At 74.4% G+C, this 23,250-nt stretch carries 18 protein-coding genes, 2 tRNA genes and 1 riboswitch; of the genes, 5 read left to right on the forward strand and 15 right to left on the reverse strand.

Annotation, left to right across the window (positions count from 1 at the left end; genetic code table 11):
* Positions 1-380 precede the first annotated feature (380 nt).
* The 4 genes from ACY0MR_RS17405 (at position 381) to ACY0MR_RS17420 (ending at position 5,699) form a co-directional block, all read left to right on the forward strand.
* Positions 381-1,853 (forward strand): MFS transporter, encoded by a 1,473-nt coding sequence (locus ACY0MR_RS17405; RefSeq protein ID WP_473561497.1) that lies wholly within the window; start codon positions 381-383, stop codon positions 1,851-1,853.
* A gap of 189 nt (positions 1,854-2,042) precedes the next feature.
* On the forward strand, positions 2,043-3,227 hold the full coding sequence (gene lhgO, locus ACY0MR_RS17410; protein ID WP_388801157.1) for an L-2-hydroxyglutarate oxidase: 1,185 nt from the start codon (positions 2,043-2,045) through the stop codon (positions 3,225-3,227).
* Between the two features lie 107 nt (positions 3,228-3,334).
* Complete coding sequence (trmB, locus tag ACY0MR_RS17415) at positions 3,335-4,138, forward strand: tRNA (guanosine(46)-N7)-methyltransferase TrmB (protein ID WP_388801154.1); 804 nt, start codon at positions 3,335-3,337, stop codon at positions 4,136-4,138.
* A gap of 232 nt (positions 4,139-4,370) precedes the next feature.
* Positions 4,371-5,699, forward strand: a complete 1,329-nt coding sequence (locus ACY0MR_RS17420) for a PrsW family intramembrane metalloprotease (protein WP_473561500.1) — start codon at positions 4,371-4,373, stop codon at positions 5,697-5,699.
* A 75-nt stretch (positions 5,700-5,774) separates the two neighbouring features.
* On the opposite strand, the gene ACY0MR_RS17425 is transcribed toward ACY0MR_RS17420, so the two are convergent.
* The 9 genes from ACY0MR_RS17425 to ACY0MR_RS17465 form a co-directional block, all read right to left on the reverse strand.
* Positions 5,775-6,722: an aldo/keto reductase gene (locus ACY0MR_RS17425; RefSeq protein WP_473561502.1), complete on the reverse strand. Its 948-nt coding sequence runs from the start codon at positions 6,720-6,722 to the stop codon at positions 5,775-5,777.
* Positions 6,723-6,785: 63 nt separating this feature from the next.
* Positions 6,786-7,931, reverse strand: a complete 1,146-nt coding sequence (locus ACY0MR_RS17430; protein WP_388801145.1) for a M23 family metallopeptidase — start codon at positions 7,929-7,931, stop codon at positions 6,786-6,788.
* Positions 7,932-7,942: 11 nt separating this feature from the next.
* Positions 7,943-8,087, reverse strand: a riboswitch (cyclic di-AMP (ydaO/yuaA leader).
* Between the two features lie 232 nt (positions 8,088-8,319).
* Complete coding sequence (locus tag ACY0MR_RS17435; RefSeq protein ID WP_388801142.1) at positions 8,320-9,516, reverse strand: PP2C family protein-serine/threonine phosphatase; 1,197 nt, start codon at positions 9,514-9,516, stop codon at positions 8,320-8,322.
* Between the two features lie 129 nt (positions 9,517-9,645).
* A complete protein-coding gene (locus ACY0MR_RS17440) occupies positions 9,646-10,860 on the reverse strand; it encodes an MFS transporter (RefSeq protein WP_388801139.1) in 1,215 nt (404 codons plus the stop codon).
* Positions 10,857-11,825 (reverse strand): PLP-dependent cysteine synthase family protein, encoded by a 969-nt coding sequence (locus ACY0MR_RS17445; protein ID WP_392866922.1) that lies wholly within the window; start codon positions 11,823-11,825, stop codon positions 10,857-10,859. Before ACY0MR_RS17445 ends, ACY0MR_RS17440 begins: the two co-directional genes overlap by 4 nt.
* Positions 11,826-11,960: 135 nt before the next feature.
* Positions 11,961-12,338, reverse strand: a complete 378-nt coding sequence (locus ACY0MR_RS17450) for a hypothetical protein (RefSeq protein ID WP_388801137.1) — start codon at positions 12,336-12,338, stop codon at positions 11,961-11,963.
* Between the two features lie 97 nt (positions 12,339-12,435).
* The gene (locus tag ACY0MR_RS17455) at positions 12,436-13,176 is read right to left on the reverse strand and encodes a MerR family transcriptional regulator (RefSeq protein ID WP_473561505.1); all 741 of its coding nucleotides are present in this window, start codon (positions 13,174-13,176) and stop codon (positions 12,436-12,438) included.
* Between the two features lie 112 nt (positions 13,177-13,288).
* Positions 13,289-13,362 (reverse strand) — tRNA-Met (locus ACY0MR_RS17460).
* A gap of 98 nt (positions 13,363-13,460) precedes the next feature.
* The gene (locus tag ACY0MR_RS17465; protein ID WP_392208422.1) at positions 13,461-13,955 is read right to left on the reverse strand and encodes a rhodanese-like domain-containing protein; all 495 of its coding nucleotides are present in this window, start codon (positions 13,953-13,955) and stop codon (positions 13,461-13,463) included.
* 198 nt (positions 13,956-14,153) lie between these two features.
* Between ACY0MR_RS17465 and sigJ the strand changes: the two genes are divergently transcribed.
* Entirely contained in the window at positions 14,154-15,125 is a 972-nt protein-coding gene (gene sigJ, locus ACY0MR_RS17470) for an RNA polymerase sigma factor SigJ (protein WP_473561507.1), read from the forward strand.
* A gap of 105 nt (positions 15,126-15,230) precedes the next feature.
* Here sigJ and ACY0MR_RS17475 read toward each other — a convergent pair whose 3' ends face one another.
* The 6 genes from ACY0MR_RS17475 to ACY0MR_RS17500 form a co-directional block, all read right to left on the reverse strand.
* The gene (locus ACY0MR_RS17475) at positions 15,231-15,836 is read right to left on the reverse strand and encodes a phosphatase PAP2 family protein (RefSeq protein ID WP_473561509.1); all 606 of its coding nucleotides are present in this window, start codon (positions 15,834-15,836) and stop codon (positions 15,231-15,233) included.
* A complete protein-coding gene (locus tag ACY0MR_RS17480) occupies positions 15,833-17,269 on the reverse strand; it encodes a diacylglycerol/lipid kinase family protein (RefSeq protein WP_473561825.1) in 1,437 nt (478 codons plus the stop codon). Before ACY0MR_RS17480 ends, ACY0MR_RS17475 begins: the two co-directional genes overlap by 4 nt.
* 139 nt (positions 17,270-17,408) lie before the next feature.
* Positions 17,409-17,481 (reverse strand) — tRNA-Lys (locus tag ACY0MR_RS17485).
* Between the two features lie 127 nt (positions 17,482-17,608).
* On the reverse strand, positions 17,609-19,750 hold the full coding sequence (locus ACY0MR_RS17490; RefSeq protein ID WP_473561511.1) for an FG-GAP repeat domain-containing protein: 2,142 nt from the start codon (positions 19,748-19,750) through the stop codon (positions 17,609-17,611).
* A gap of 272 nt (positions 19,751-20,022) precedes the next feature.
* Positions 20,023-22,344 (reverse strand): DEAD/DEAH box helicase, encoded by a 2,322-nt coding sequence (locus ACY0MR_RS17495; RefSeq protein ID WP_473561513.1) that lies wholly within the window; start codon positions 22,342-22,344, stop codon positions 20,023-20,025.
* Positions 22,345-22,541: 197 nt separating this feature from the next.
* Positions 22,542-23,216 (reverse strand): hypothetical protein, encoded by a 675-nt coding sequence (locus ACY0MR_RS17500; RefSeq protein ID WP_473561515.1) that lies wholly within the window; start codon positions 23,214-23,216, stop codon positions 22,542-22,544.
* Positions 23,217-23,250: the final 34 nt, after the last annotated feature.

Genomic DNA, 23,250 nt, shown 5'->3' on the forward strand with positions numbered 1-23,250 from the left:
GAGGCGGCACACCGGCCACCGGCAGCCCGGGAGGCGCTCCCGCCTCCCGGGGCCGTCCGCCGCCCGCGGGGAATGGGGCGGCGGTATCCCCCAGCCCACTGGTCCGGGACACTTTCCCGGCCGAGCGGGCCGACCCACGCACTCCTCATGGAAGCGCTCCCCCGGCCGGGCCGAGAGAGCGCACGGCCGGGCGCACGGCCACACGGCGGGAGCACGAGCCGGGCATCCCGGCCCGCCTGTCGGTCTTTCACACAACAATCTCGCCATACGGAACACCGCCCCTTAACGGTAGGGATGCGGCGAACTACGCTGTGTTTACGAATGCCGCACGCCTATGCCCGGCGTCGTGGCGGCCGTCTGGGTTGTCGAGGGGTGGCGTCATGTCCAGGGAGCAACGCGGGCCGAACGAAAAGCTCGGCACGGTTCTCGCCCTCGCGGGAATCAGCAACGCCGGGCTGGCCCGGCGCGTCAACGACCTCGGTGCGCAGCGGGGACTGACGCTTCGGTACGACAAGACCTCGGTCGCCCGGTGGGTGTCCAAGGGCATGGTGCCGCAGGGCGCCGCGCCGCATCTGATCGCCGCCGCGATCGGACAGAAGCTCGGCCGGCCCGTGCCGCTGCACGAGATCGGGCTCGCCGACGCCGACCCCGCGCCCGAGGTGGGCCTCGCCTTCCCGCGCGACGTGGGCGAGGCGGTGCGCTCCGCCACCGACCTGTACCGGCTGGATCTCGCCGGGCGCCGGGCCGGCGGCGGGATCTGGCAGTCGCTCGCGGGCTCCTTCGCGGTCAGCGCGTACGCCACGCCCACGTCCCGCTGGCTGATCACCCCGGCCGACCCGTCCGTGGAGCGCGAGGCACCGCGCCCGCCGGGCGTGGGGCTCGCGGGCGGGGCGGGCGCGCCGGGGGCGGCGGGCGGCCCGGCCGCCGGCGAGCACGTGCGCGTGGGCCACAGCGACGTCGCCAAGCTCCGCGAGGCCGCCGAGGACGCGCGCCGCTGGGACTCGAAGTACGGCGGCGGGGACTGGCGCTCGTCCATGGTCCCCGAGTGCTTACGGGTGGACGCGGCGCCGCTGCTGCTCGCCTCGTACTCCGACGAGGTCGGCCGGGCCCTCTTCGGCGCCACGGCCGAGCTCACCCGGCTCGCCGGCTGGATGGCCTTCGACACCGGGCAGCAGGAGGCCGCCCAGCGGTACTACATCCAGGCCCTGCGGCTCGCCCGCGCCGCCGCCGACGTGCCCCTCGGCGGCTACGTCCTCGCCTCCATGTCCCTCCAGGCCACCTACCGGGGCTTCGCCGACGAGGGCGTCGACCTCGCCCAGGCCGCCCTGGAGCGGAACCGGGGGCTCGCCACCGCCCGGACCATGTCCTTCTTCCGGCTCGTCGAGGCACGCGCGCACGCGAAGGCCGGCGACGGGGTCGCCGCGGCGGCCGCGCTGAAGTCCGCCGAGGGCTGGCTGGAGCGCTCCCGCGAGGGCGACGGCGACCCCAGCTGGCTGGGCTTCTACTCCTACGACCGGTTCTGCGCCGACGCCGCCGAGTGCTACAGCGACCTGAAGGCGCCGCGCGAGGTGCGGCGCTTCACCGAGCAGGCGCTCTCGCGGCCGACGGAGGAGTTCGTCCGCTCGCACGGCCTGCGGCTCGTGGTCTCCGCCGTCGCCGAGCTGGAGTCGGGCAATCTCGACGCGGCCTGCGCGGCGGGCACGCGCGCGGTGGAGGTGGCGGGGCGGATCTCGTCGGCGCGGACGACCGAGTACGTGCGGGATCTGCTGCACCGGCTCGAACCGTACGGGGACGAGCCCCGGGTGATGGAACTGCGGGAACGCGCCAGGCCGCTGCTCGTCGCACCCGCGTGAGGGGCGGGACCGTCGCTCGCCGCACCCGCGTGGGGGGCGGGACCGTCGCTCGCCGCATCCGCGTGGGGGGCGGGTCCGCGGCCCGCCGTCCCCGGGGCGCGGGGCGTGACCTGCGTCTCGTGCCGCCGTGCGAGGTTTCACGGGATTGTCAGTGGGCCAGTGCACTATCGGGGGTGGGAGGTGGCGCTGGTGTTTGACTGCGACGTGCTGGTGATCGGCGGTGGGATCGTCGGTCTGTCGACGGCGTACGCCCTGACGCGCGCCGCTCCCGGCACCAGGGTCACGGTGCTGGAGAAGGAGCACGCGCTCGCGAGCCACCAGACCGGGCGCAACAGCGGGGTGATCCACAGCGGGATCTACTACCGGCCGGGGTCGCTCAAGGCCCGGTTCGCGGTCGAGGGCGCGGCCGAGATGGTCAAGTTCTGCGCGGAGTGGGACATTCCGCACGAGGTGACGGGCAAGCTCGTCGTCGCGACCGCGCGCGAGGAGCTGCCCCGGCTGCACGCGCTCGTGCAGCGCGGCAGGGAGAACGGCATCCCGGTGCGCGAGCTCGGCCCGGCCCAGATCAGCGAGTACGAGCCCCGGGTCCGGGGCCTCGCCGCGATCCACGTCGGCACGACCGGCATCTGCGACTACGGGGCGGTGTCCCGGCGGCTCGCCGAGTCCTCGGGGGCCCGGATCCTGTACGGGGCGGAGGTCACCGTCATCGACCGGCGGCCCTGGGGGGTCGCCGTGCGGACGGCGGACGGCCGGGTGGTGCGGGCCCGGGTCCTGGTCAACTGCGCCGGGCTGCACTGCGACCGGATCGCGCTGCTCGCGGGCGACGACCCGGGCATGCGGATCGTGCCCTTCCGCGGCGAGTACTACGAGCTCCGGGACCCCTCGCTCGTGCGGGGCCTGGTCTACCCGGTGCCGGACCCCGCCTTCCCGTTCCTCGGGGTGCACCTGACGCGGGGGATCGACGGCGGCGTCCACATCGGGCCGAACGCGGTCCCGGCGCTCGCCCGCGAGGGGTACGACTGGTCGGTCGTCCGCCCGCGCGAGCTGGCCGGCACGCTCGCGTGGCCCGGCTCCTGGGCCATCGCCCGCGCGCACTGGCGGTACGGGGCGGGGGAGCTGCGGCGGTCGGTCTCGAAGCGGGCCTTCACCGAGGCGGTGCGGCGGCTGCTGCCGGTGGTCTCGGAGGCGGACCTGCGACCGGCGGACGCCGGGGTGCGGGCGCAGGCGGTGCTGCGGGACGGGACGCTGGTCGACGACTTCCTGATCCGGGAGGCGGCGCGGACGGTCCACGTGCTGAACGCTCCCTCGCCCGCGGCGACGGCGTCGCTGCCGATCGGCCGCGAGGTCGCGAAGCGCGCACTGGCCCTGCTGTAGGGGCCGCGCGCGGGACACCGGCCGTCCCGCGCGGGTCCACGGGGCCCGCCCCGGACGGACCCGGCGGGCCCGCCGGCCGGGGACCGGCGCCTTAGGATTGGCGCATTGTGTCTGAGCAGCCAGAGAACATCGCGCGTCCCGCCGACGCCCCCGCCGAGTCCGTACGGCCCGTCACGCAGCGCGGCAGTCAGCGGTTCGCGGCCGGCGAGGGCCCCCTGCCCGATCCCGCCGGGTCGCACCACGAGCGGCGCATCCGCAGCTTCCAGCCGCGGCGCAGCCGGGTCACCGCCGGCCAGGCGGAGGCCCTGCTGAAGCGGTGGCCCGACTGGGGTCTCGACATCGACGGCAAGGAGGTCCTGGACCTCGGCGAGATGTTCGGCGGGCTGCCGGTCGTCCTGGAGATCGGCTTCGGCATGGGCGAGGCGACCGCCCAGATGGCCGCCGCCGACCCGGGCACCGGGATCCTCGCCGTCGACGTCCACACCCCCGGCCAGGGCAACCTCCTCGGCCTCGCCGACCGGAACGGCCTGGACAACGTGCGGGTCGCCAACGGCGACGCGATCATCCTGCTCCGCGAGATGCTCGCCGCGGACTCCCTCGACGGCTGCCGCGTGTACTTCCCCGACCCCTGGCCCAAGGCCCGCCACCACAAGCGGCGGCTCATCCAGCCCGAGTTCCTGAGCCTCCTGGCGACCCGGCTCAAGCCCGGCGGCGTGCTGCACTGCGCCACCGACTGGGAGTCGTACGCCGAGCAGATGCTGGAGGTGCTCTCGGCGCACCCCGACTTCGAGAACACCCGGGCGGACGGCGGCTTCGCACCCCGGCCCGACTTCCGGCCGCTCACCCGCTTCGAGGGGCAGGGGCTCGACAAGGGCCACGTGGTGAACGACCTCCTCTTCCGCAGGAAGTGACCCGCGGGGAGTGACGCGGCGGACGTGACGCAGGTGCCGTGACCCGCAGGGGCCGTGCCGCGGGGTCCGTGACGCGGCTGCCGTGACGCAGGTGCCGTGCCCGTAGCGGCGGCCCACGGACCCGCGGGAGCGCCGTCCCGCGCTCCGGGGCGGCCGGGCGGGCGGCCGGGAACGCACCACTCGGCGCTTAACCCTTTCCCGGCTGTCGGTGAAGGTCGTTAGGGTCGCTCACGTGTCCTTCACCGCCCCCACCGACGCCGGCGCCGCTCCCGTCCCCCACCGGGACACCGAGGAGCCGGCCTTCCCGGCCGCCGCCGACCGGTCCCAGTGGCGCTACCGGCCCCGCCGGGACTTCTGGCGCAGCCGGGTGGTCCGGGCCGTCGCCCTCGTCACGGTGCTCGCGATCTGCGCCCTGTTCATCCTCGGGCTGGTCCGCGAACAGACCGGCACCGAGGGCTTCCTCGTCGGCCTGGGCCTCGCCGTGCTCCCCGTACCGCTGCTGATGGCGGCGTTCCGCTGGCTCGACCGGGTCGAACCGGGACCCTGGAAGAACCTGCTCTTCGCGTTCGCCTGGGGCGCCTTCGCCGCCGCGCTGGTCGCGATCCTGGCGAACTCCTTCGCGGTCCGCTGGATAGCGACCGCCACCGCCGATCCCACCTCGGCGGACACCCTCGGCGCGACCGTCGTCGCGCCCGTCGTGGAGGAGACCGCGAAGGCCGCCGCGATCCTGCTGCTGTTCCTCTTCCGGCGGAGGCACTTCGGCGGACTGGTCGACGGCGTCGTGATCGCCGGTTTCACGGCCACCGGCTTCGCCTTCACCGAGAACATCCTCTACCTGGGGAACGCCTTCGGCGAGGACCAGGAGTTCGGCTCCACCGGCATCGGCTCGGTGACCGCCGCCACCTTCTTCGTCCGGGTCGTCATGTCGCCGTTCGCGCATCCCCTCTTCACCGTGCTCACCGGCATCGGCTTCGGCTTCGCCGCCCTCGCCCCCCGCGGCAAGCGCCCCCGCCGGGTGCTGCTGCCGCTCGCCGGACTGCTGCTCGCGATGGGCCTGCACGCCGCCTGGAACGGCTCGGCCACCTTCGGCGGCCCGCTGGCCTTCTACGCGGTGTACGGGGCGCTCATGGTCCCGGCCTTCGGGCTGCTGACCTGGCTCGCGGTCTGGAGCCGGCAGCGCGAGCTGCGCACGATATCCGGCGTGCTCCCGGCGTACGCGGCGGCGGGCTGGCTGTCCCCCGCCGAGCCGCTCGCGCTGTCCTCGATGCGCGCCCGCCAGCTGGCCCGCTCCTTCGCCGCCCGGACGTACGGGCAGCCGGCCGCGCGCGCCGTCGGCGAGTACGAGTCCTTCGCGACGACCCTGGCGTTCCTGCGGGACCGGGCCCGGCGCGGCACGGCCGGGCCCGACTTCCCGGCCCGGGAGCAGGAGCTGCTGCACCACCTGTGGCAGCGCCGGGCGGTGGCCTCCCCCGCCCTCACGTACGCGGCCCGGGCGACGGGCCAGGTGTGGGCGCCGCCGCAGTACCTGGACTACGACGGCTTCAACCCGTACCGCAGCTGACCGGCTCCCCCGGGCGGCGGCGGGACGGGAGCGGGCCGGGCCGGTTCGGCGGTGGTGCGCCCGCTCCCGGTGCGGTCAGACGCCCGAGGCCTCGGTCAGGAGGGCCAGTTCCTCGGTCGTGAGGGTGAGCTCCGCCGCCGCGACCAGCGCCGGGACCTGCTCGACGGTGCGGGCCGAGGCGATCGGCGACGCGACGGTCGGGCGGGAGGCGAGCCAGGCGAGGGCGACGGTGGCGAGTTCGGCGCCGTGCGCCTCGGCGACCGTGTCGAGCGCGGAGAGCACGGCCCGGCCCCGCTCGGTGTCGAGGTGCCCGCCGGCGCCGGCCGCCCGGGCGCTGTCGACGGTGGTGCCGGGGCGGTACTTGCCGGTGAGGAAGCCGGCGGCGAGGCCGTAGTACGGGACGGCGGAGAGCCCGGCCCGCTCGACGGTCTCCAGGAGCGGGCCCTCGTAGGTGTCGCGGGAGACCAGGTTGTAGTGCGGCTGGAGGGCCACGTAGCGGGTGAGGCCCTCGGACTCGGCGAAGTCCAGGGAGGCGCGCAGCCGCTCCGGGGAGATGTTGGAGGCGGCGACGGCCCGCACGGTGCCGGCCTTCACCAGCTGGTCGAGGGCGGTGACGATCTCCTCGACGGGGACGGACTCGTCGTCGAAGTGCGTGTAGTACAGGTCGATGTAGTCGGTGCCGAGGCGCCGCAGCGACGCCTCCGCGGCCGCCTTGACGGTGGGCGCGGAGAGTCCCTTGAAGTGGGGGTGGGCGCCGACCTTGGTGGCGACGACGACGTCGGCGCGGTTGCCTCGGTCGGCGAGCCAGCGGCCGATGACGGTCTCGGACTCGCCTCCGCGGTTGCCCTCGGCCCAGGCCGAGTAGACGTCGGCGGAGTCGACGAAGTTGCCGCCGGCGGCGGTGTAGGCGTCGAGGACCGCGAAGGACTGGTCCTCGTCGGCGGTCCAGCCGAAGACGTTGCCGCCCAGGGCGAGCGGGAAGACGTGCAGGTCGGAGCTGCCCAGCGGGCGGAGGGTCGTCATGGTGGGGACAACCGTCCGCGCCGCCGGGCCTATTCCGTCATCCCGCGGGGGCGGGCCGCCGGGTCAGAGGCTGAGGCCCTTGGAGCGCAGCCACTCCGCCGGGTCGAGGCCAGAGCCGCCGGGCGTGTGGACCTCCATGTGGAGGTGGGCGCCGGTGACGTTGCCGGTGGCGCCGACGCGGCCGATCGTCTCGCCGGTGCCCACCGTCTGACCGGCGGAGACCGTCATCGAGGACATGTGGGCGTACCAGATCTCGGTGCCGTCGGAGAGCTCCAGGACGACCCGGTAGCCGTACGAGCCGGACCAGCCGGCCGACTTGATCGTGCCGCCGTGGACCGCCTTGAGGGGGGTGCCGGTGGGGGCGGCGAAGTCGAGGCCGGTGTGGTAGCCGGAGGACCACATCGAACCGGACTGCATGTAGGTGGCGCTGAGGCTGTAGGAGGAGAGCGGCAGCGAGTAGCTCGCGGCCAGCTTGGCGAGGCGCTCGGCCTCGGCCGCGGCCTCTGCCTTCGCCCTGGCCTCCGCTTCCGCCTTGGCCTTGGCCTCCGCCTCGGCCTTCGCCTTGGCCTCGGCTTCCGCCTTCTCCGCGGCGTCGGCCTTGGCCTTCGCCTCGGCGGCGGCCTTCTCCGCCGCCGCCTTCTCCGCGGCGGCCTTGTCGGCGGCGTCGGCGGAGGCCTGCTGCTGTTCGGCCTGCTGGAGGATGCGGGCGCGCAGGGCCTCGCCCGCGTCGCCGGCGCCGGGCGCGGCCTGGGCGGCCGAGCCGCCCTGGGTGACCAGGCCGGCCTGCTGCATCCGCGGAGCCTGCGTGCCCTGGTCCTCGGCGGTGGCGTACGAGGCGACGGTGAGCGGGTTCGGGTTGGCGCGGTCCGCGCTGACCGTCTCGGTGGCCTGCTCGGGGAGGAGGTCGCCGACGCCGGGGAGGTCGTGGGCGTCCGGCAGGTGGAGGTCGGGGAGGTCCGGGAGCGATATGGCGACCGGGGGCTTCTCCTGCGCGGTGGCGAGGCCGCCGGCACCGACGGCCGCGATCACGCCGACGCCGAGGACGGTGGAGGAACGCGCGAAGTTGGAGCGCTGCTTGACGACCCGGTGGCGACCGCCGGAGCGGAGGGATCCCTCGGTGGGGTTCCACTCGGTGTCCGGGGCGGCGGGACCCGCACCACCACCGAAGGCGTCGAAGGGGGCTTCGGGTGCGGGAGTGTTGGACGCCACGAAGGCGCGCTCCTTTCCTTCCTTCTCGCCTACCGGGTTAGCTGACGGGTTCGGAGCAGGAAGGTCTCCTACGGGCACGTCGCACAGGTGCGAAGGCCCGATTCACCCCAAGTGGTGGTTCCCCGGTTCCTTTTCAGGATTCGGCGCGTGCGCACGGTGCCGTCTCTTGCGACGGCTGGGACGACCGCGCTGCGTTATCGAACGTTAATAGACACGGGCTCCCGATTCCAAGCCGTTCCTCTTGATCATTCATTGAATTGGGAGGGAATCGTCCGAGTTGACCCCCGTTCAGCGAGGAAGGCCCAAACCTCCGCGATCTGACGTTGTGTCAATTGTTATCGCAGCGACACCCCTCGACTACGGCCGGTGACAGGTCCCCACCGGGCGGTCAGCGCCCGCCCGGCGGCACCACCGGCATCGTCCGGCGCCGCTCCGGCTGACCCGTCGCCGGACGGCTCACGGCGAGCAGCGCCATGTCGTCCGTCGACCCGCCCCCGGTGTGCAGCCGCACGTCGTCCACGAGCGCGTCCAGCAGCTCCTCGGGCCCCGGGAAGATCCGCCCCGCCAGCCGCTCGGCCGGGTCGTAGAAGACCCCCTCGGCGTTCCGCGCCTCCGAGAGGCCGTCGGTGTAGAAGAGCAGCGTCGCGCCCGGCGGGTACGGCCGCGCCTCGGCCCGGTCCGGCCACGACGCCAGATCGCCCATGCCGAGCGGCAGCGCCGCCTCGCCCGGCTCCAGCATGTCGAGGTGCCCGTCGGCGTGCAGCATCAGCGGAGGCGGGTGCCCGCGGTTGACGACCCGTACGAAACCGTCGAAGGTACCGCCGCCGTCCCCGCGCGGGATCTCGGCGAGGACGGCCGTGGTGAACCCCTCGAAGGCGTCGAGACCGTGCCGGCGGGTGCCCTCCCGGGCGAGGGCGCGTTCGAGCCGCCGCGCCACGCCCTCCAGCGTCCGCTCCTGCTCGGCCGCCTCCCGGAACGCCCCGATGACGACGGCGACGGCCTCGACCGCGTCCATGCCCTTGCCGCGGACGTCGCCGGTCACGAGCCGCACCCCGTAGGGCGTGTCCTGGACGGCGAACAGGTCGCCGCCGATGAACGCGTCCGCCTGCGCCGCCTCGTACCGCGCCGCGCACTGCAGCCCGCCGATCCGCTCGGCCGGCGTCGGCAGCACCGCCTTCTGCGCGGCCTCCGCGATGACCCGCGCCGAGGCGAGCCGCTCGCCGCTGCGGCGGACCACCCGGTTGATCAGCAGGGCCAGCGCGGAGACCGTGAACACGGTCAGGAACTCGGTGAACGACGAGATCTCGCCCGCGGTCCCGTTGTAGACGTGCAGCCCGACCGAGGCCAGCACGGCGGCGATCCCGGTGAGCAGCGTCGTCAGGGTGGAGAAGAACGGGGCCGCGATCAGCGGGGCGGCGGAGAACATCGGCGCCGCGCTGTACCGGGCGGGCGTCAGGACGTCGAAGAAGACACCGCCGACGATCATCAGCGGCGGCAGCGCCCGGAGGAACCGCCGGGCACCCCCGTACGGCCCGCGGCCCGCGTCGTCCCGCCGCCCGCCGGTCACTCCTGGGGGTCGCCCCACCTGTGCTCTCCTGCCCGGTCCGTCCCCGGCCGCGGCCCGTACCGCGCCCTCCCAGGGTCGCCGCCCCCGGCGGGGGCGGCGACTCCCGCGGGGCCGACTGGCGTACGGCCCGAGGGCGCGGCGCCCGGTTCAGTCCGCCGGTCCGGCCAGCCGTCCGCCCCTCGCCAGGAGGGCCAGCGCGGCCGCGCACCCCAGCCCCACCGCGCAGAGCACCAGCCACGGCACGGCCGACCACCCGGTCACGTCGAGCAACACGCCCGTCCCCAGGTTCCCGAGGGTGATCCCGACCCCGCACACCGTGTTGTAGAGCCCGTAGTGGGTGGCCACCCAGCGCCCCCGGGACAGGGCGACGACGGTGTCCATCTCGTACGGGTAGAGCACCGCGTTCGCCACGGCCAGGACCGCCGCGCACAGCAGCAGCGCCACCAGGCCCCGGCCGAGGACGGCCGGGAGGAGGAAGGCGCCGCCCATCAGGGCCAGCCCGAGCACCAGGCACCGCTCCCGGGTCAGCCGCCGCGCGCACCAGGCGGTGATCCGCAGCTGCCCGGCGAGCGCCACCAGGGCGGAGACGACGAAGAGCGCCGTCGTGGGGCCCGTGCCGCCGGCGGCGAGCGGCAGCGCCAGGTAGACCTGGAAGGACAGCACGTACGAGCCGGTCATCGCGAGCGAGAAGAGCCAGAACGTGCGGTGGGAGAGGACCGTCCGGAACTGGCCGCGCCCTTCCCCGGCCGGCTCCCGCCGCTCGCCCCGCGCGGGCATGAAGCGGAGCTGGACCAGGGTCAGCCCGGCGAACAGCACCGCCGCCACCGCGCACGTCAGCCGGAACGACACCCCGGTCAGGGCCACGCCCAGGAGCGGCCCGAGCAGGATGCCCGCCTGGTAGTGGACGTTGAACAGCGCGAAGGCCTCGACCCGGCGCTCCTCCCCGGCCTCCGCGGCCAGGCAGGCCCGGACCGCGGGGTTGAACAGCGCCCCCGCGAGCCCGGTCGCGAGCGAGGCGGCGAGCAGCGCCGGGAGCGACTGCGCGAACGCCAGCGCCCCGAAGCCGACCGTCCGCAGCGCGCAGCCCGCCACGATGAGCGGCTTGAAGCCGAGCCGGTCGGCGAGCGCCCCGCCGACCAGGAACATGCCCTGCTGGGAGAGGTTCCGGGCGCCGAGGACGAGTCCGACCGCCCAGGCCGCCATGCCGAGCCCGTCCGCGAGGTGCGCGGCCAGGTACGGCATGAGCATGTAGAAGCCGAGGTTGATGGTGAGCTGGTTCAGGAAGAGGAGCCGCACGGCCGGCTCGAAGGTGCGGCTCTGCTTCCAGAACCCGCCCCGGGCGGGCGCCGCCGTCGTGGTCATCGCGCCGCCGCCGTCCGGTCCATGACCCTGCGGGTCCAGCCGCTGACCGCGTCGGCGGAGACGTACCCGGCCGGGTCCTGGCGGACGGGGCCGTCGAGGAGCCCGTGCGCCGCGCAGAACTCGTCGTTGAAGACGGTGTCGAAGTAGCGCTGCGGCCCGTCGGGGAAGACCGCCGCGATCCGCGTCCCGCGCGGCCGGGTGCGGGCCAGCCATCCGGCGACCAGCGCGACCGCGCCGACGCTCCAGCCGCCGGTGGCGAACTGGCGCGCGGCCAGCCGGCGGGCCGCCCGCACCGCCTCGGCGGGCCCCACCCAGTGGATCTCGTCGAAGGCCCCGTGGTCCACGTTCGCCGGGTGGATGGAGGAGCCGAGGCCGCGCATCAGCCGCTCCCCGGCGGGCAGGCCGAAGACGGTGGAGCCGACGGAGTCCACGCCGACGAGTTCGAGCGCGGGACTGCCGGTGGCGCGCAGGGCCCGGGAGATCCCGGCCGAGTGGCCGCCGGTGCCGACCGCGCAGACCAGGACGTCGATCCGGTCGAGCTGCGCGGACAGTTCGGCGGCGAGCCCCGCGTACGCGCCGGGGTTGTCGGGGTTCCCGTACTGGTCGGGCCACCAGGCTCCGTCGAGGTCGGCGAGCAGCTCGGCGACCCGGTTCCTCCGGGCCTGCTGCCAGCCGCCGCGCGGGCTGGGCTCCCGTACGACGTGGACGCGGGCGCCGTGGGCCGCGAGCATCCGCTCGACGATCGGTTCGAGGCCGGGGTCGGTGACGACGTGCACGGGATGGCCGTGCAGGACCCCGGCGAGGGCGAGGCCGAGACCGAGGGTTCCGGAGGTCGACTCGACGATCGGGGCGCCGGGCCGCAGCTCGCCGCGGCGGCGGGCCTGCTCGACCATGTGGAGGGCGGCGCGGTCCTTGATGCCGCCGAAGTTGAAGCCTTCGAGCTTGGCCCAGTAGCCGTCGTCCATGCGGAGGACGGGGGTGTTGCCGACGGTCTGCTCGGCGACGGGCGGCAGGCTGCCGGACAGCAGGTGGTTCACGGGGGGACGTCCTTGGGGTGGGTCGCGGAAGGGGGGCCTGGTCACGCGGGGGCGAGACCCGGCTCAGTTCCGGTCCACTCCGAGGGCGATCAGCAGCCGGCCCGGCTCGGGTCCGGGTCCCGCCCGGCCGCGGACGCAGCGCGCGCGGGGATCGGTGCGGAGGTCGGCCGCGTACGGCAGGAGCACGGCTCCGCCGGCGTCCGGTGCGGCGAGGGGCGCGCCTGCGGTCTGCGCGGGAAGGTGGGCGTCGAAGGACCACCCTTCCCCGGACCGGTCGCAACCGTGCGGGAGCGCGGGGGCGGAGACGGTGGCGGAGCCCGAGGTCGGCAGCACGTGACCGTGCGAGCCGTGGCAGACGCTGACGAGGAGGGCGAGGAGCGCGAGCAGGACGAGGACGGCGGGCGCCCGCCGTCGTACGTCGCCGACCCTCTCGTCACTCATGGTGCCCGTGACACTACGGTGAGGCAGTGCGGGCGCACAAAGAGGCAGGCGTCCTTTCGGCCACCGTTCAGCCGCGGGGCCTGCCCGAGGGGTGGGCCTAGAGGTTCCGCTCCGCGTAGATCTCCATCGCGTCCCGGACGAGCACCGCGGTGCCCTCCTCGTGCTGGTCGTAGTGCGCGGTGAAGCGCGGGTCGTCGACGTACATGCGGCCGAGGCCGATCACGTACTCCCTGGTCGGCGTCGTGGTGGTGGACAGCCACGCGACCTGGCGCCGGGCGATCTCCTGCACCTCGTCGCTGCCGGCGGCCAGGCCGTCCCGGAGCGCCCGGGCGAAGGCGCGGGCGATGTCCGCCTGCTCGTCCATGAACGCCTTCCTCTGCTCCGCGGTGAGCGAGCGCCACCAGCGGTCGCCGCTCTCGTAGGCGTCGCGGCCCCAGCGCTCGGTGACCTCCTCCTCGTACACCGTGTGGTCGAAACCGTCGAACACTTCGTCGGCCATGAGCTCTTCTCCGTTCTCGGTCTTGTGGAGAGTGGTCCGCACCGAGGCGATCTGCCGTCCGATGCGCTCGCGCTCCTGTTCCAGGAGCGCGAGATGGGTGCGCAGGGCGGCGGAGGTGTCCCGCTGCCCGGCGAGGACCTCGGCGATGGCGGGCAGGGAGAGTCCCAGCTCGCGCAGCAGCAGGATCCGCTGCAGGCGGACCAGTGCCGCCTGGTCGTAGTACCGGTAACCGTTCGCGCCGATCCGGCTCGGTTCCAGCAGTCCGCGGTCTCCGTAGTGCCGGAGGGTGCGGCTGGTGGTGCCGGCCTTCTTGGCGATCTCTTGGATCGACCACTCCATGCCGAGAACGCTAGATCTTGACGTTGCGTCAAGGTCAAGCGCGACCACGGGACACGCGGGAACGACGAAGGCCCGGATCCAGTGACTGGATCCGGGCCTTCGTGCTACTGAGTAGCGGGGACAGGATTTGAACCTGCGACCTCTGGGTTATGAGCCCAGCGAGCTACCGAGCTGCTCCACCCCGCGTCGGTAGACACGACTCTACGGCATGGGCGGGCCGATCCGGAAATCGGTTTCCGTGGGCGGCCCGTCCGCCCGTGCCCGGCGGGCGCGGGCGGCGGCGATCAGCAGCCGCAGTCGTCCGCGTCCACCGGCGCGGTGAGCGGGTCCGCGGCCTTCTCCGCGGGCCCCTCCCAGGTCTCGTACGCGAAGCCCTCGCGCACCCAGTACTCGAAGCCGCCGAGCATCTCCTTCACCTGGAAGCCCCGCTCCGCGAGGGCCAGCGCGGCCCGCGTCGCGCCGTTGCAGCCGGGGCCCCAGCAGTACGTCACGACCGGCACGGACCGGTCGAGCAGCTGCTCGGCCTGCTCCGGGATCAGCGCGGTCGGCAGGTGGAGGGCGCCGGGGACGTGCCCCTGGTCCCAGGAGGCGGTCGAGCGCGAGTCGATCACGACGAAGCCCGGGTCGGTGCCGTCGGCGGCCGCGGCGGCCAGCGCGGAGGCCACGTCGGAGACGTCTGCGTGGAAGGCGAGGCTCGCGGAGAAGTAGGCGGCAGCGGCGGCGGGAGAGGCCGGCGGGGTCCGGAGCACGGCGTTGACCTGCGAAGTTGTCGTCGTCATGCGGATCAATCTACGGACGGTGATCACCGGACTGAAGAGGTGATCACCGGCGCTCCTGGGGATCGGCCGGGGAATCCTCCGCGTCCGCGCCGGACCGCCGTGGATCTCACGTACCGGAATCTCCGGGACCGCCGATGCCCGTCCCGAGGGGCGTGACAGGAGCCGTCACATCGACGAGGTTGGATCCGTCATGACGGCATGACGGGACACGGAGGGGGAGAGCGACGAGTGGACCGCGACCAGGGGAACGGCACCCAGGGCCTCGACGGCTTCGACGGCAAGGACGGACTCGCGCGGCGCTTCGAGGCCGACCGCGGGCACCTGCGGGCGGTGGCGTACCGGATGCTGGGCTCGCTCAGCGAGGCAGAGGACGCCGTGCAGGAGGCCTGGTTCAAGCTCAACCGCAGCGACGTCGGCGCGGTGGAGAACCTGAGCGGCTGGCTGACCACGGTCGTCGGCCGCGTCTGCCTCGACATGCTGCGCTCGCGCGGCTCCCGCCGCGAGGACCCGCTGGAGTACTACGTCCCCGACCCGGTCGCACGGGTCGCCGGCCCCACCGACCCGGAGCACGCGGCCGAGGTCACCGAGTCGGTCGGCCTCGCGCTCCTCGTCGTCCTGGAGACCCTGGGCCCGGCCGAACGGCTCGCGTTCGTCCTGCACGACATGTTCGCCGTGTCCTTCGACGAGATCGCGCGGATCGTGGACCGCACCCCGGCCGCCACCCGCCAGCTCGCCAGCCGCGCCCGCCGCCGGGTGCAGGACGCGGCCCCCGCGGCCGGGCCCGACGCCCGCCGGCAGCGGGAGATCGCCGACGCCTTCCTCGCCGCCTCGCACGGCGGCGACTTCGAGGGGCTGCTCGCCGTCCTCGACCCGGACGTCGTGCTGCGCGCGGACGGCGGACGGACGCTCGCGGCCGTCTCCAAGGTCGTGCGGGGCGCGGAGGCCGTCATCGCCCAGGCCCTCACCTACGCGAGGTTCCGCACGGCGTCGCTCCCGATGGTCGTCAACGGCGCACCCGCGTACCTCTCCGTCAGCGACGGGCGCCCCGGCGCGCTCATGGCGTTCACCATCGTCGGCGAGCGGATCGTCGAGCTGCAGGTCCTCGCGGACCCGGAGCGGCTCGCGGCGCTCGACCTCACGGAGGAGGACCTGGCGCGCGCGACGTACTGACGCGGCCCCCGACGGGCGGTCAGGGCGTACGGCAGGGCCTGACGACGGAGCCGCCGGGCGCACGGCGCCGGCCGCCCGGTCCGGCCGGGCGGCTCCGGCGTCCGGTCACTTCCCCTTGGCGGGCGTCAGGGAGGCCAGGGCCGTCAGGGAGACGGCGGCGCTCGCGACGCCGAGGACGGCGCCCGCCGCCACGTCGCCCGGATAGTGCACCCCGGTGTGGACACGGGAGTAGCCCACGGCCATCGCGAGGACCTGCAGGGGTACGGAGGCCGGCGGGAAGACCACCCCGGCGGCGGTCGCGAAGGCGACCGCGGAAGCGGTGTGCCCGGAGGGGAACGACGCCGAGTCAGGCATCCTCACGTGGCGGCCCACGACGACCCGGGCCGCCTCCCGGTCCGGCCGCGGCCGGCGGACGAGGCGCTTGCCCAGCAGGTTGGCCGTGGCGGAGGCGACGGCGATCGCCCCGACCCCGGCGAGGGCGGCCCGGCGCGGCCGGCCCGGCACCAGGGCGAGCCCGGCCGCCAGGGCGAAGGAGATCTTCGAGTGGTTCGCCGCGCGCGACAGCCGCCGGAAGCCGGTGTCGAGGGTGGGGGTGGGCGTGGCGGCCACGGCGGCGTACACGGCGCCGTCGATCGCCCGGAGATCCCTGAGGACGGCCAGGACGGGGTTCTTCTCGGGCGCGGGGGTCGGAGTGGGGGTGGTGCCGGTCATGAACGGCTCCTCCTCGAAGGGGGCTGGAAGGCGATTTCGGTGACGCGCCGCCAGTCCAGTGGCGGCTGGGGCTCGATGACCCCGGGCCGGTGGCGCGGCACGAGGACGCGCAGGGCACGGGGGCGGACGGTGCAGACGACGGGGGTGGGCAGGGTGAGCGCCTCGCCGTCGACGGCGACGGAGATCGTGCCGGGCTCGCCGGGGACGCCGGGGGGCCGGGTGGGCGCGGGGACGAACGCCGAGGCGGGTACGGGCACGGGCGCCGCGGCCTTGCCGGTCACCTCCACCCGGGAGGCCGTGAGGACGTTCAGGCCGCTCGCCTGGGTGCCCCGTACGGCCATCTCGGCGGCCTGGGCGGCCCCGTCGACCCGGATGGCGATCACCCCGAGCTCTCCGCCGTCGAGGCGGGGTCTGCGGGCGGCGGCCGCGCTGAGCGGATCGGCCGTGGCGTACGGGTTGTTGCTGACGAGGAGGGCCTGCTGGGCGGGGAGCGCGAGGCCGTCGGCGGTCGCGTCGAGCCGGTCGCCGCCCCCGCCCTGGAGGAGGTCGGGCAGGACCTCGACGGCGGTGCCGGCCTTCGCGTCGCGGTACTCGGGCAGTTGGACGACGTCGGCGTACACGCCGAACGAGACGGTGTTCACGAACGGGCGACCGGACACGGAGCCGAGGTCGACCCGGAACTCCTCGCCGTCGACGAGGGCGTCCAGGCAGGTCGACGGGTCCGTGCGGTCGAGCCCGAGGTCGAGCGCGAAGTGGTTGCGGGTACCGGCGGAGATGACGAGGAACGGCAGGTCGTGCTCGGCGGCCACGGCGGCCACCAGGGCCTGGGTGCCGTCCCCGCCGGCCACCCCGAGCAGGTCGGCTCCGTCGGCCACGGCCTGCCGGGCGATCGCGTCGACGTCGGCCTCGACGGACGGGTCGATGAGGACGACCCGCGCCCCCAGCCTCTCGGCGCGCTCGACGAGCTTGAACCGGGCGACCTTCCCGCCCCCGGACTTCGGGTTCATGATCAGCACGGCCCGCCGCGGCCGGGGCCGCCGCTCGCCCCGCGGGAGCGCCTTCGCGCGCGGACCCCGGATCAGACGCAGCGAGGTCCGCGCGCAGACCAGGGCGACGCTCCAGAACGCGAGCGCCAGGAGCGCGGTCAGCCAGGGGCCCCAGACGACGTACACGACGAGTACGGCGATCGGCGCGCCGATCGCGAGCAGGGCGCCGGCCACCCGCAGCGGACCCCGGTGGGCGAGGAACCACCAGATGCCCACGGCCGAGCAGGCGAGTCCCACGAGCGCGCCCAGCAGGACCAGCACCCCGCCGCCGCCGAGCCCCGACAGCAGCAGCACGACCGCCGCGAGCGCGGTGCCGAGCGCCCATCGCGCCAGCAGCCGCGCCTGGTCCGTCGGATCTCCGGATCCGTTCACCGTCACGGTCCCCACCTCCACGCTCAGCGTCCACGAACCAGACTCGCCCACGGTGCCGCGCACCGCGTCCCGGGTACGGAAACGCCCCGACCGGTCGAAACCGGTCGGGGCGCTCCTCGGCAGTCCGGAGGCCGAAACCCCCGCCTGCCACACGTAGGCCGTGTGGGACTCGAACCCACAACCAACGGATTAAAAGTCCGCTGCTCTGCCAATTGAGCTAACGGCCCGTGGACAAGCACACCCGTGCAGCATAGCCCGAGAGATCCCCTGAACCGATCGGGTATACGCGTACGGCCCGGGGACCGTGCCCGCGACATCGCGCGGGACGGCCCCCGAGCCGGACCGGGGCACCGGTCAGGACAGCGTCTTGTACATCTGCCAGCCGCCGCCGATCTTCACCCGCCCGGCGAAGGCGCCCGCGCCGTTCCCGGCGTAGCCCCAGAGCGTTCCGGTCGTGTCGCGGGCCACCAGGTCGGCCCTGCCGTCGCCGGTGAAGTCACCGACGGCCGAGAGGGAGTTGTAGGCCTGCCAGCCGCCGCCCACCCGCACGCGGGCGCCGAAGGTGCCCTGGCCCGTGCCCTGATAGCGCCAGAGCACCCCGGCGGTGTCGCGGGCGAGCAGGTCGCCCGCCTTGTCGCCGTTCAGGTCGCCGACGCCGACGAGCGTGTTGTACGTCTGCCAGCCGCCGCCGACCCGCCCGCGCGTCTTGAACGCGCCCTTGGTGTCGTCCGCGTAGAGGAACAGCTCGCCGCCGGGCGTGCGGGCGAGCAGGTCCGTCCGACCGTCGCCGGTCATGTCGCCCGGAGCGGTCAGCACGTCGTAGACGTTCCAGCCCGAGCCGATGGTGGACGTGGTCCCGGTCCTGGCGAACGCGGTCCCGCAGCCGCCGTCGTGGCGCGTCAGCACTCCGGCGGAGCTCCGTACGAGCAGGTCGTTGCACCGGTCGCCCGAGAGGTCTCCGAACGCCACGACCGTCGACGTCGCCGGCCATCCGGTCGACGTCGCACCGGTGCCCAGTCCGCCGGTGCCCGAGCCCGTCCGCACGGTCAGCGCGCCGGCGGGGGTCAGCCCGAGCAGGTCACCCCTGCCGTCGCCGCTGTAGTCGCGCCACCGCGGGAGCGGCTTGACGGGTGCGGGTGCGGTGGTGGCCGCCCGCAGCTGGCTGGTGAAGTCGCCGGTGGACTGTTCCCACACCGACACGGGCCGGTGGGCCGCGTCGACGGTGACCAGGCCCAGGGCGTAGCCGGTGGTGTTGGTGGAGAGCGGCGTGGGGGTCGCGGACCAGACGCCGCCGACCCGCGAGGCCGCCATCAGCTTCCGGTTCCCGTCGCCCTGGGTCCACACGGCGTGGAAGCTGCCGTCGGAACCGGCCGCGAGGTCGAACTGGTCGTCGGGAACGTAGCCGGTGGACAGCGTCTTCAGCGCCGACCAGGTCCCGGAGGCGGAGCGCGTGGTGGTCTGCGCGCCGTACCCGGCGCCCTCTTCCCAGGCGGCGCCGAGCAGGGTGACGTCGCCCTGCGGGTTGACGGCGACCTTGCGCCAGGCGCCTGTCCGGAAGCCGTTGGCGGGCTCCTCGGCTCCCCAGGTCAGGCTGTCGGCCGGACGGACGGCGAGCACCTGTGTGCTCGTCTCGGACGTGGGCTCGTCCTTCGAGTTCCAGGCCAGCGCCGCGTGGCCGCCGCTCCCGATGGTCAGGGTGGGGCCGGTGGGGTAGGTGCCGGGCGTGGAGACGGCGACGGGCTTCGACCACGTGCCGTCCGCCGACCGGTCGGTGACCTTGACCTCGCCGGTCCTGCCGGTGCCCTGGACGAAGGCGACCGTGGCCGTGCCCTGCGCCGAGTAGACGAGCTGCGGCGGACCGTTGAGCCCTCCGTCCGCGAGCGGCTCGTCGAGCCGGACGGGGTCGGACCAGTCCGCGTCGGGCGTGGGACGGACCGAGGAGAGCACCGCGGCCTTCCCGTCCGCGGAGCCCTGCCAGACGGCGACGAGTTCGCCCGAGGGCGAGCCGGCCAGCTGCCCGCTGTGCGCCCAGCCCGGGTCGGTCATGATGTCCGAGGCGGCGGACCACGTGGTGGCACCGGCCGTGAGGGTCGCCATCCGGAACACCCCGCCGGGCTTCTCGTCCCCCATGCCGCCGTCGTTGGGGTACTCCATCCAGGCCGCCGTGACCGATCCGTCGGCGGAGACGGTGAGAGCGGCGTCGGAGCGCAGTCCGGGCAGCGTGCGCAGGACGTGCGCCTCGCCCCAGGCCGTGCTCCCCGCCGGCCGCACGGCGACGACGAGCTCGTTCTTGCTCCGGTTCGCGGGCATCCGGTACCAGAGGGCGACGACCGACCCGTCCTTGGCGGTCTTGAGGTCCCTGAGGCTGTTGATGGTCGTGCCGTCCGACAGCGGGACGGACGCCGCCCACGGGTCCACCGCGGCGGCGGTCGCGGCGGCGACCGGCGCCGCGGTCGCCGTCGCGGTCAGCGGGCCGATGCCGCCGAGAAGGGTCACGGCGGTGACGGCCGCGATGGAATGGCGTAGAAGAGCGCTACGAGGCACTCGGGTCCTCCCCTGAGGATCATCGAAGAAGCACGGGGGGGGCGGCGGCACTCGTGCTGAACAGCATGTCGGTCGGCCCCCCGGCCGCACCGTCCCCCCTGCGAGTGCGCCGATGCTAACAGCCGCCCCTGACAGGCGAGAAGTGATTTTCGAACCCGTTCAAAGGCGCAGGGCCCGTACCCCACCGAAGTGGCGTACGGGCCCTGTGCGGGTCCTACGGAAGATCAGCCGTTGCGCTTCCAGCGCGGCTTGTCGTCGCGGCGGCTGAAGCCGCCGGCCGAGCCGGTGCCGCTGCCCGTGCCGCGGTGGTCGTCGCGACGGCCGTACGGGCGGTCGCCGCCACCGGAGCGGAAGCCGCCGGAGGGGCGGTCGTCGCGACGGTCGCGGTTGAACGGACGGTCGCTGCCGCGGTGGCCGTTCGAGGGACGGTCGTTGTCACGGCGCTCGAAGGAACGGCCGCCGCGGTCGTCGCGGTTGAAGCCGCCCGAGGGACGGTCGTCACGACGGAAGCCACCGGACGGACGGTCGTCGCGACGGAAGCCGCCACGGTCGCCACCGCGGTCGTCGCGGTTGAAGCCGCCCGAGGGACGGTCGTCACGACGGAAGCCACCGGACGGACGGTCGTTGTCACGGCGCTCGAAGGAACGGCCGCCGCGGTCGTCGCGGTTGAAGCCGCCCGACGGACGGTCGTCACGACGGAAGCCACCGGACGGACGGTCGTCACGACGGAACCCGCCACGGTCGCCACCGCGGTCGTCGCGGTTGAAGCCGCCCGAGGGACGGTCGTCACGACGGAAGCCACCGGACGGACGGTCGTTGTCCCGACGGAAGCCGCCACGGTCGCCGCCGCGGAAGCCGCCACGGTCACCGCGGTCGTCGCGGTTGAAGCCGCCACGGTCACGACGCTCGTAGTTGCCCCGCTCGTCGCGGGCCGGACGCTCCTCGCGGCGCTGCTCCTCGGCGCGGGCGGCACGCTCGGCCTCGACGGCGGCGGCCGCGACCTCGGCCTCGGCGGCCTCGGTCACCTCGGCGACGGCGGCCTCGGGGTCCTCACCGCGCTCGCGGGCGGCGCGGGCCACCAGGCGGTCGGCCTCCTCGCGGAGCTCGACGGCGCGGCGCTGCAGGCGCTCCAGCTGCTTGGTGAGGTCGACGACCTCGCGCTCGGCCTGCTTGGCCGAGTTGTTCGCCGAGTCGGCCTGGACCTCGGTCAGCGAACGCGCGCCGGTGATCTCGGCGACCTCGGGGTCGAACGCGCCTGCGCCGCCGACGATGTGACGCGAGGCGTCGACGCCCGCGTCCTCCATCAGGCGGAAGATCTGACGGCGCTGGTGCGGCAGGGCCAGGGAGACCACGACGCCGGAGCGGCCGGCACGGGCGGTGCGGCCCGAGCGGTGCAGGTAGTCCTTGTGGTCGCCGGCCGGGTCCACGTTCAGGACCAGGTCGATGCCGTCGACGTGGATGCCGCGGGCGGCGACGTCGGTCGCGACGAGCGCGTTGACGTAGCCGTCCTTGAAGTCGGCCAGGGTGCGCGTACGGGCGCCCTGGGTCATGCCGCCGTGCAGCGCGTCGGCCTTCACGCCGGCGTCGCGCAGCTGCTCCGCGATGCGGTCGGCGCCCAGCTGGGTGCGGACGAAGATGATGGTGCGGCCCTTGCGGGCGGCGATGGCGGCGGTGACCGGCGCCTTGTCCTTCGGCTTCACGACGAGGACGTGGTGGGTCATGGTGGTGACGGCACCGGCGGACGGGTCCACCTCGTGCGTGATCGGGTCCACCAGGTAGCGCTTGACCAGGCTGTCGATCTCGTTCTCCAGGGTGGCGGAGAAGAGGAGGCGCTGGCCGCCGACCGGGACCTGGTCGAGCAGCTCGGTGACCTCGGGCAGGAAGCCCAGGTCGGCCATCTGGTCGGCCTCGTCGAGAACGGCGATCTGGACGTTCTCCAGGGAGCAGGCGCCGCGGTTGATGATGTCGCGGAGACGGCCGGGGGTGGCGACGAGGATGTCGACGCCGCGCTCCAGCGCGTAGATCTGGTTGCCCATGGACGTACCGCCGCAGACGACCTTCATCTTGAGGCCGAGCACGTCGCCGTACGGCTGGAGGGCGTCCGCGACCTGCATCGCGAGCTCACGCGTCGGGGTCAGGATGACGCCGCGGGGCTTCTTCTTCTCGGTGTGGCCGCCGGCCAGGGTGGCGAGCAGCGGGAGACCGAAGGAGAGGGTCTTGCCGGAGCCGGTGCGGCCGCGGCCCAGGATGTCCTTGCCGGCCAGGGCGTCCGGGATGGTCGCCGCCTGGATCGGGAAGGGGGTGGTGACGCCGTTCTGCGCGAGCTTGCGCACGACGCCCTCCGGCAGACCGAGGTCGCCGAAGGTGACGGTGGGCTCGGCGGGCTCGTCGGCGGAGGCGTCCGCGTCGATGTCGAGGGCCTCTACGGCCTCGGCGAGGTCGTCGCCGTCGAGCTCGACGATGGAGGTGATCTCCGCGGCGTCCGCGGCCTCGACGATCTCGTCGTTCTCGGGCATGACGGCGTGGTCAGAACTGAAAATGGACATGCGAAATGCGAAACCTTCCGGAGTCTCGGCACGCGCCCGTCAACTCCGTGATTTCGCAAACGACCGCCTCAATGCGGTCAGCCACGGCTAGGGAGAGTACGCGCCACGCGGCGCTCTTCTGTGTCGGCGCCGGGCAATGGGATCAAACGATCTACCACCATACGCACCCTCCCCCACCTATGGCAAATCGGACTCCGTCACACCGGCCCGACCTGCGGAGACGCCACCGGCTCCGGAGACGCGTCCGGGCCGTCCGCCGCGCGCATCGCACCCATCTGGGTGTCCGGCCCGGGCGACGGCGGATCGGTCGGGTTGGAGGTGGGCTCCGGCGTCGGCTCGGGTGTCGGCTCCACGGTCGGTTCGGGCGTCGGCTCGGGCGTCGGCTCCGCGGTCGGCTCCGGCGTCGGTGTGCCTCCGCCGCCCGGACCGGATCCGCCGTCGCCCCCGCCGCCGTTCCCGCCCCCGTTGCCGCCGCCCGCCGCGCCCGCCCCGCCCGGACCGTCCTGACCGCCCGTCGGCTGCGGCTTCGACGGGCCGCCGGGGCCGCCGGGCCCCTCCACCGGCAGCACCGTGCCCGGGGAGGCCTTCGCCGTGCCCGAGGGGGAACCGCTCGGCACCGGGGACTCCGTACCGGAACCGGCCACGTCGGGACCGCCCGAGTCCGGCCGCCCGTCCCACGAACCGCCGTCGCCGCCCGGCTCCCCGGCCGCGCCGCCGCCCGAGTCGGTCGCCACGCCCCGCTTCCCGCCGGACGCGCCGGGCGCCGGCTTCGCCCCCTCGTCACCGACACTCATACAGCCGCTCAGACCGGCGCAGGCCGCGACGGCCAGCGCGGCGGCGGCCCATCTGACACGGGTGGGCAACTGGCGCACGGGGGCACCTCCAGGACACGACAGGCAGGAACGG

This window comes from Streptomyces sp. JN8 (assembly GCF_055808075.1).

Coding starts and splice junctions, on each gene's coding strand:
- ACY0MR_RS17425 (WP_473561502.1), bottom strand. CDS start 6,722: ATGACGACCCTCCGCCCGCTGGGCAGCTCCGACCTGCACGTCTTCCCG.
- ACY0MR_RS17475 (WP_473561509.1), bottom strand. CDS start 15,836: ATGACCGGCACCACCCCCACTCCGACCCCCGCGCCCGAGAAGAACCCC.
- ACY0MR_RS17495 (WP_473561513.1), bottom strand. CDS start 22,344: ATGTCCATTTTCAGTTCTGACCACGCCGTCATGCCCGAGAACGACGAG.
- ACY0MR_RS17455 (WP_473561505.1), bottom strand. CDS start 13,176: ATGGAGTGGTCGATCCAAGAGATCGCCAAGAAGGCCGGCACCACCAGC.
- ACY0MR_RS17440 (WP_388801139.1), bottom strand. CDS start 10,860: ATGACCACGACGGCGGCGCCCGCCCGGGGCGGGTTCTGGAAGCAGAGC.
- ACY0MR_RS17405 (WP_473561497.1), top strand. CDS start 381: ATGTCCAGGGAGCAACGCGGGCCGAACGAAAAGCTCGGCACGGTTCTC.
- ACY0MR_RS17445 (WP_392866922.1), bottom strand. CDS start 11,825: ATGGACGACGGCTACTGGGCCAAGCTCGAAGGCTTCAACTTCGGCGGC.
- sigJ (WP_473561507.1), top strand. CDS start 14,154: ATGACGGGACACGGAGGGGGAGAGCGACGAGTGGACCGCGACCAGGGG.
- ACY0MR_RS17450 (WP_388801137.1), bottom strand. CDS start 12,338: ATGAGTGACGAGAGGGTCGGCGACGTACGACGGCGGGCGCCCGCCGTC.
- ACY0MR_RS17465 (WP_392208422.1), bottom strand. CDS start 13,955: ATGACGACGACAACTTCGCAGGTCAACGCCGTGCTCCGGACCCCGCCG.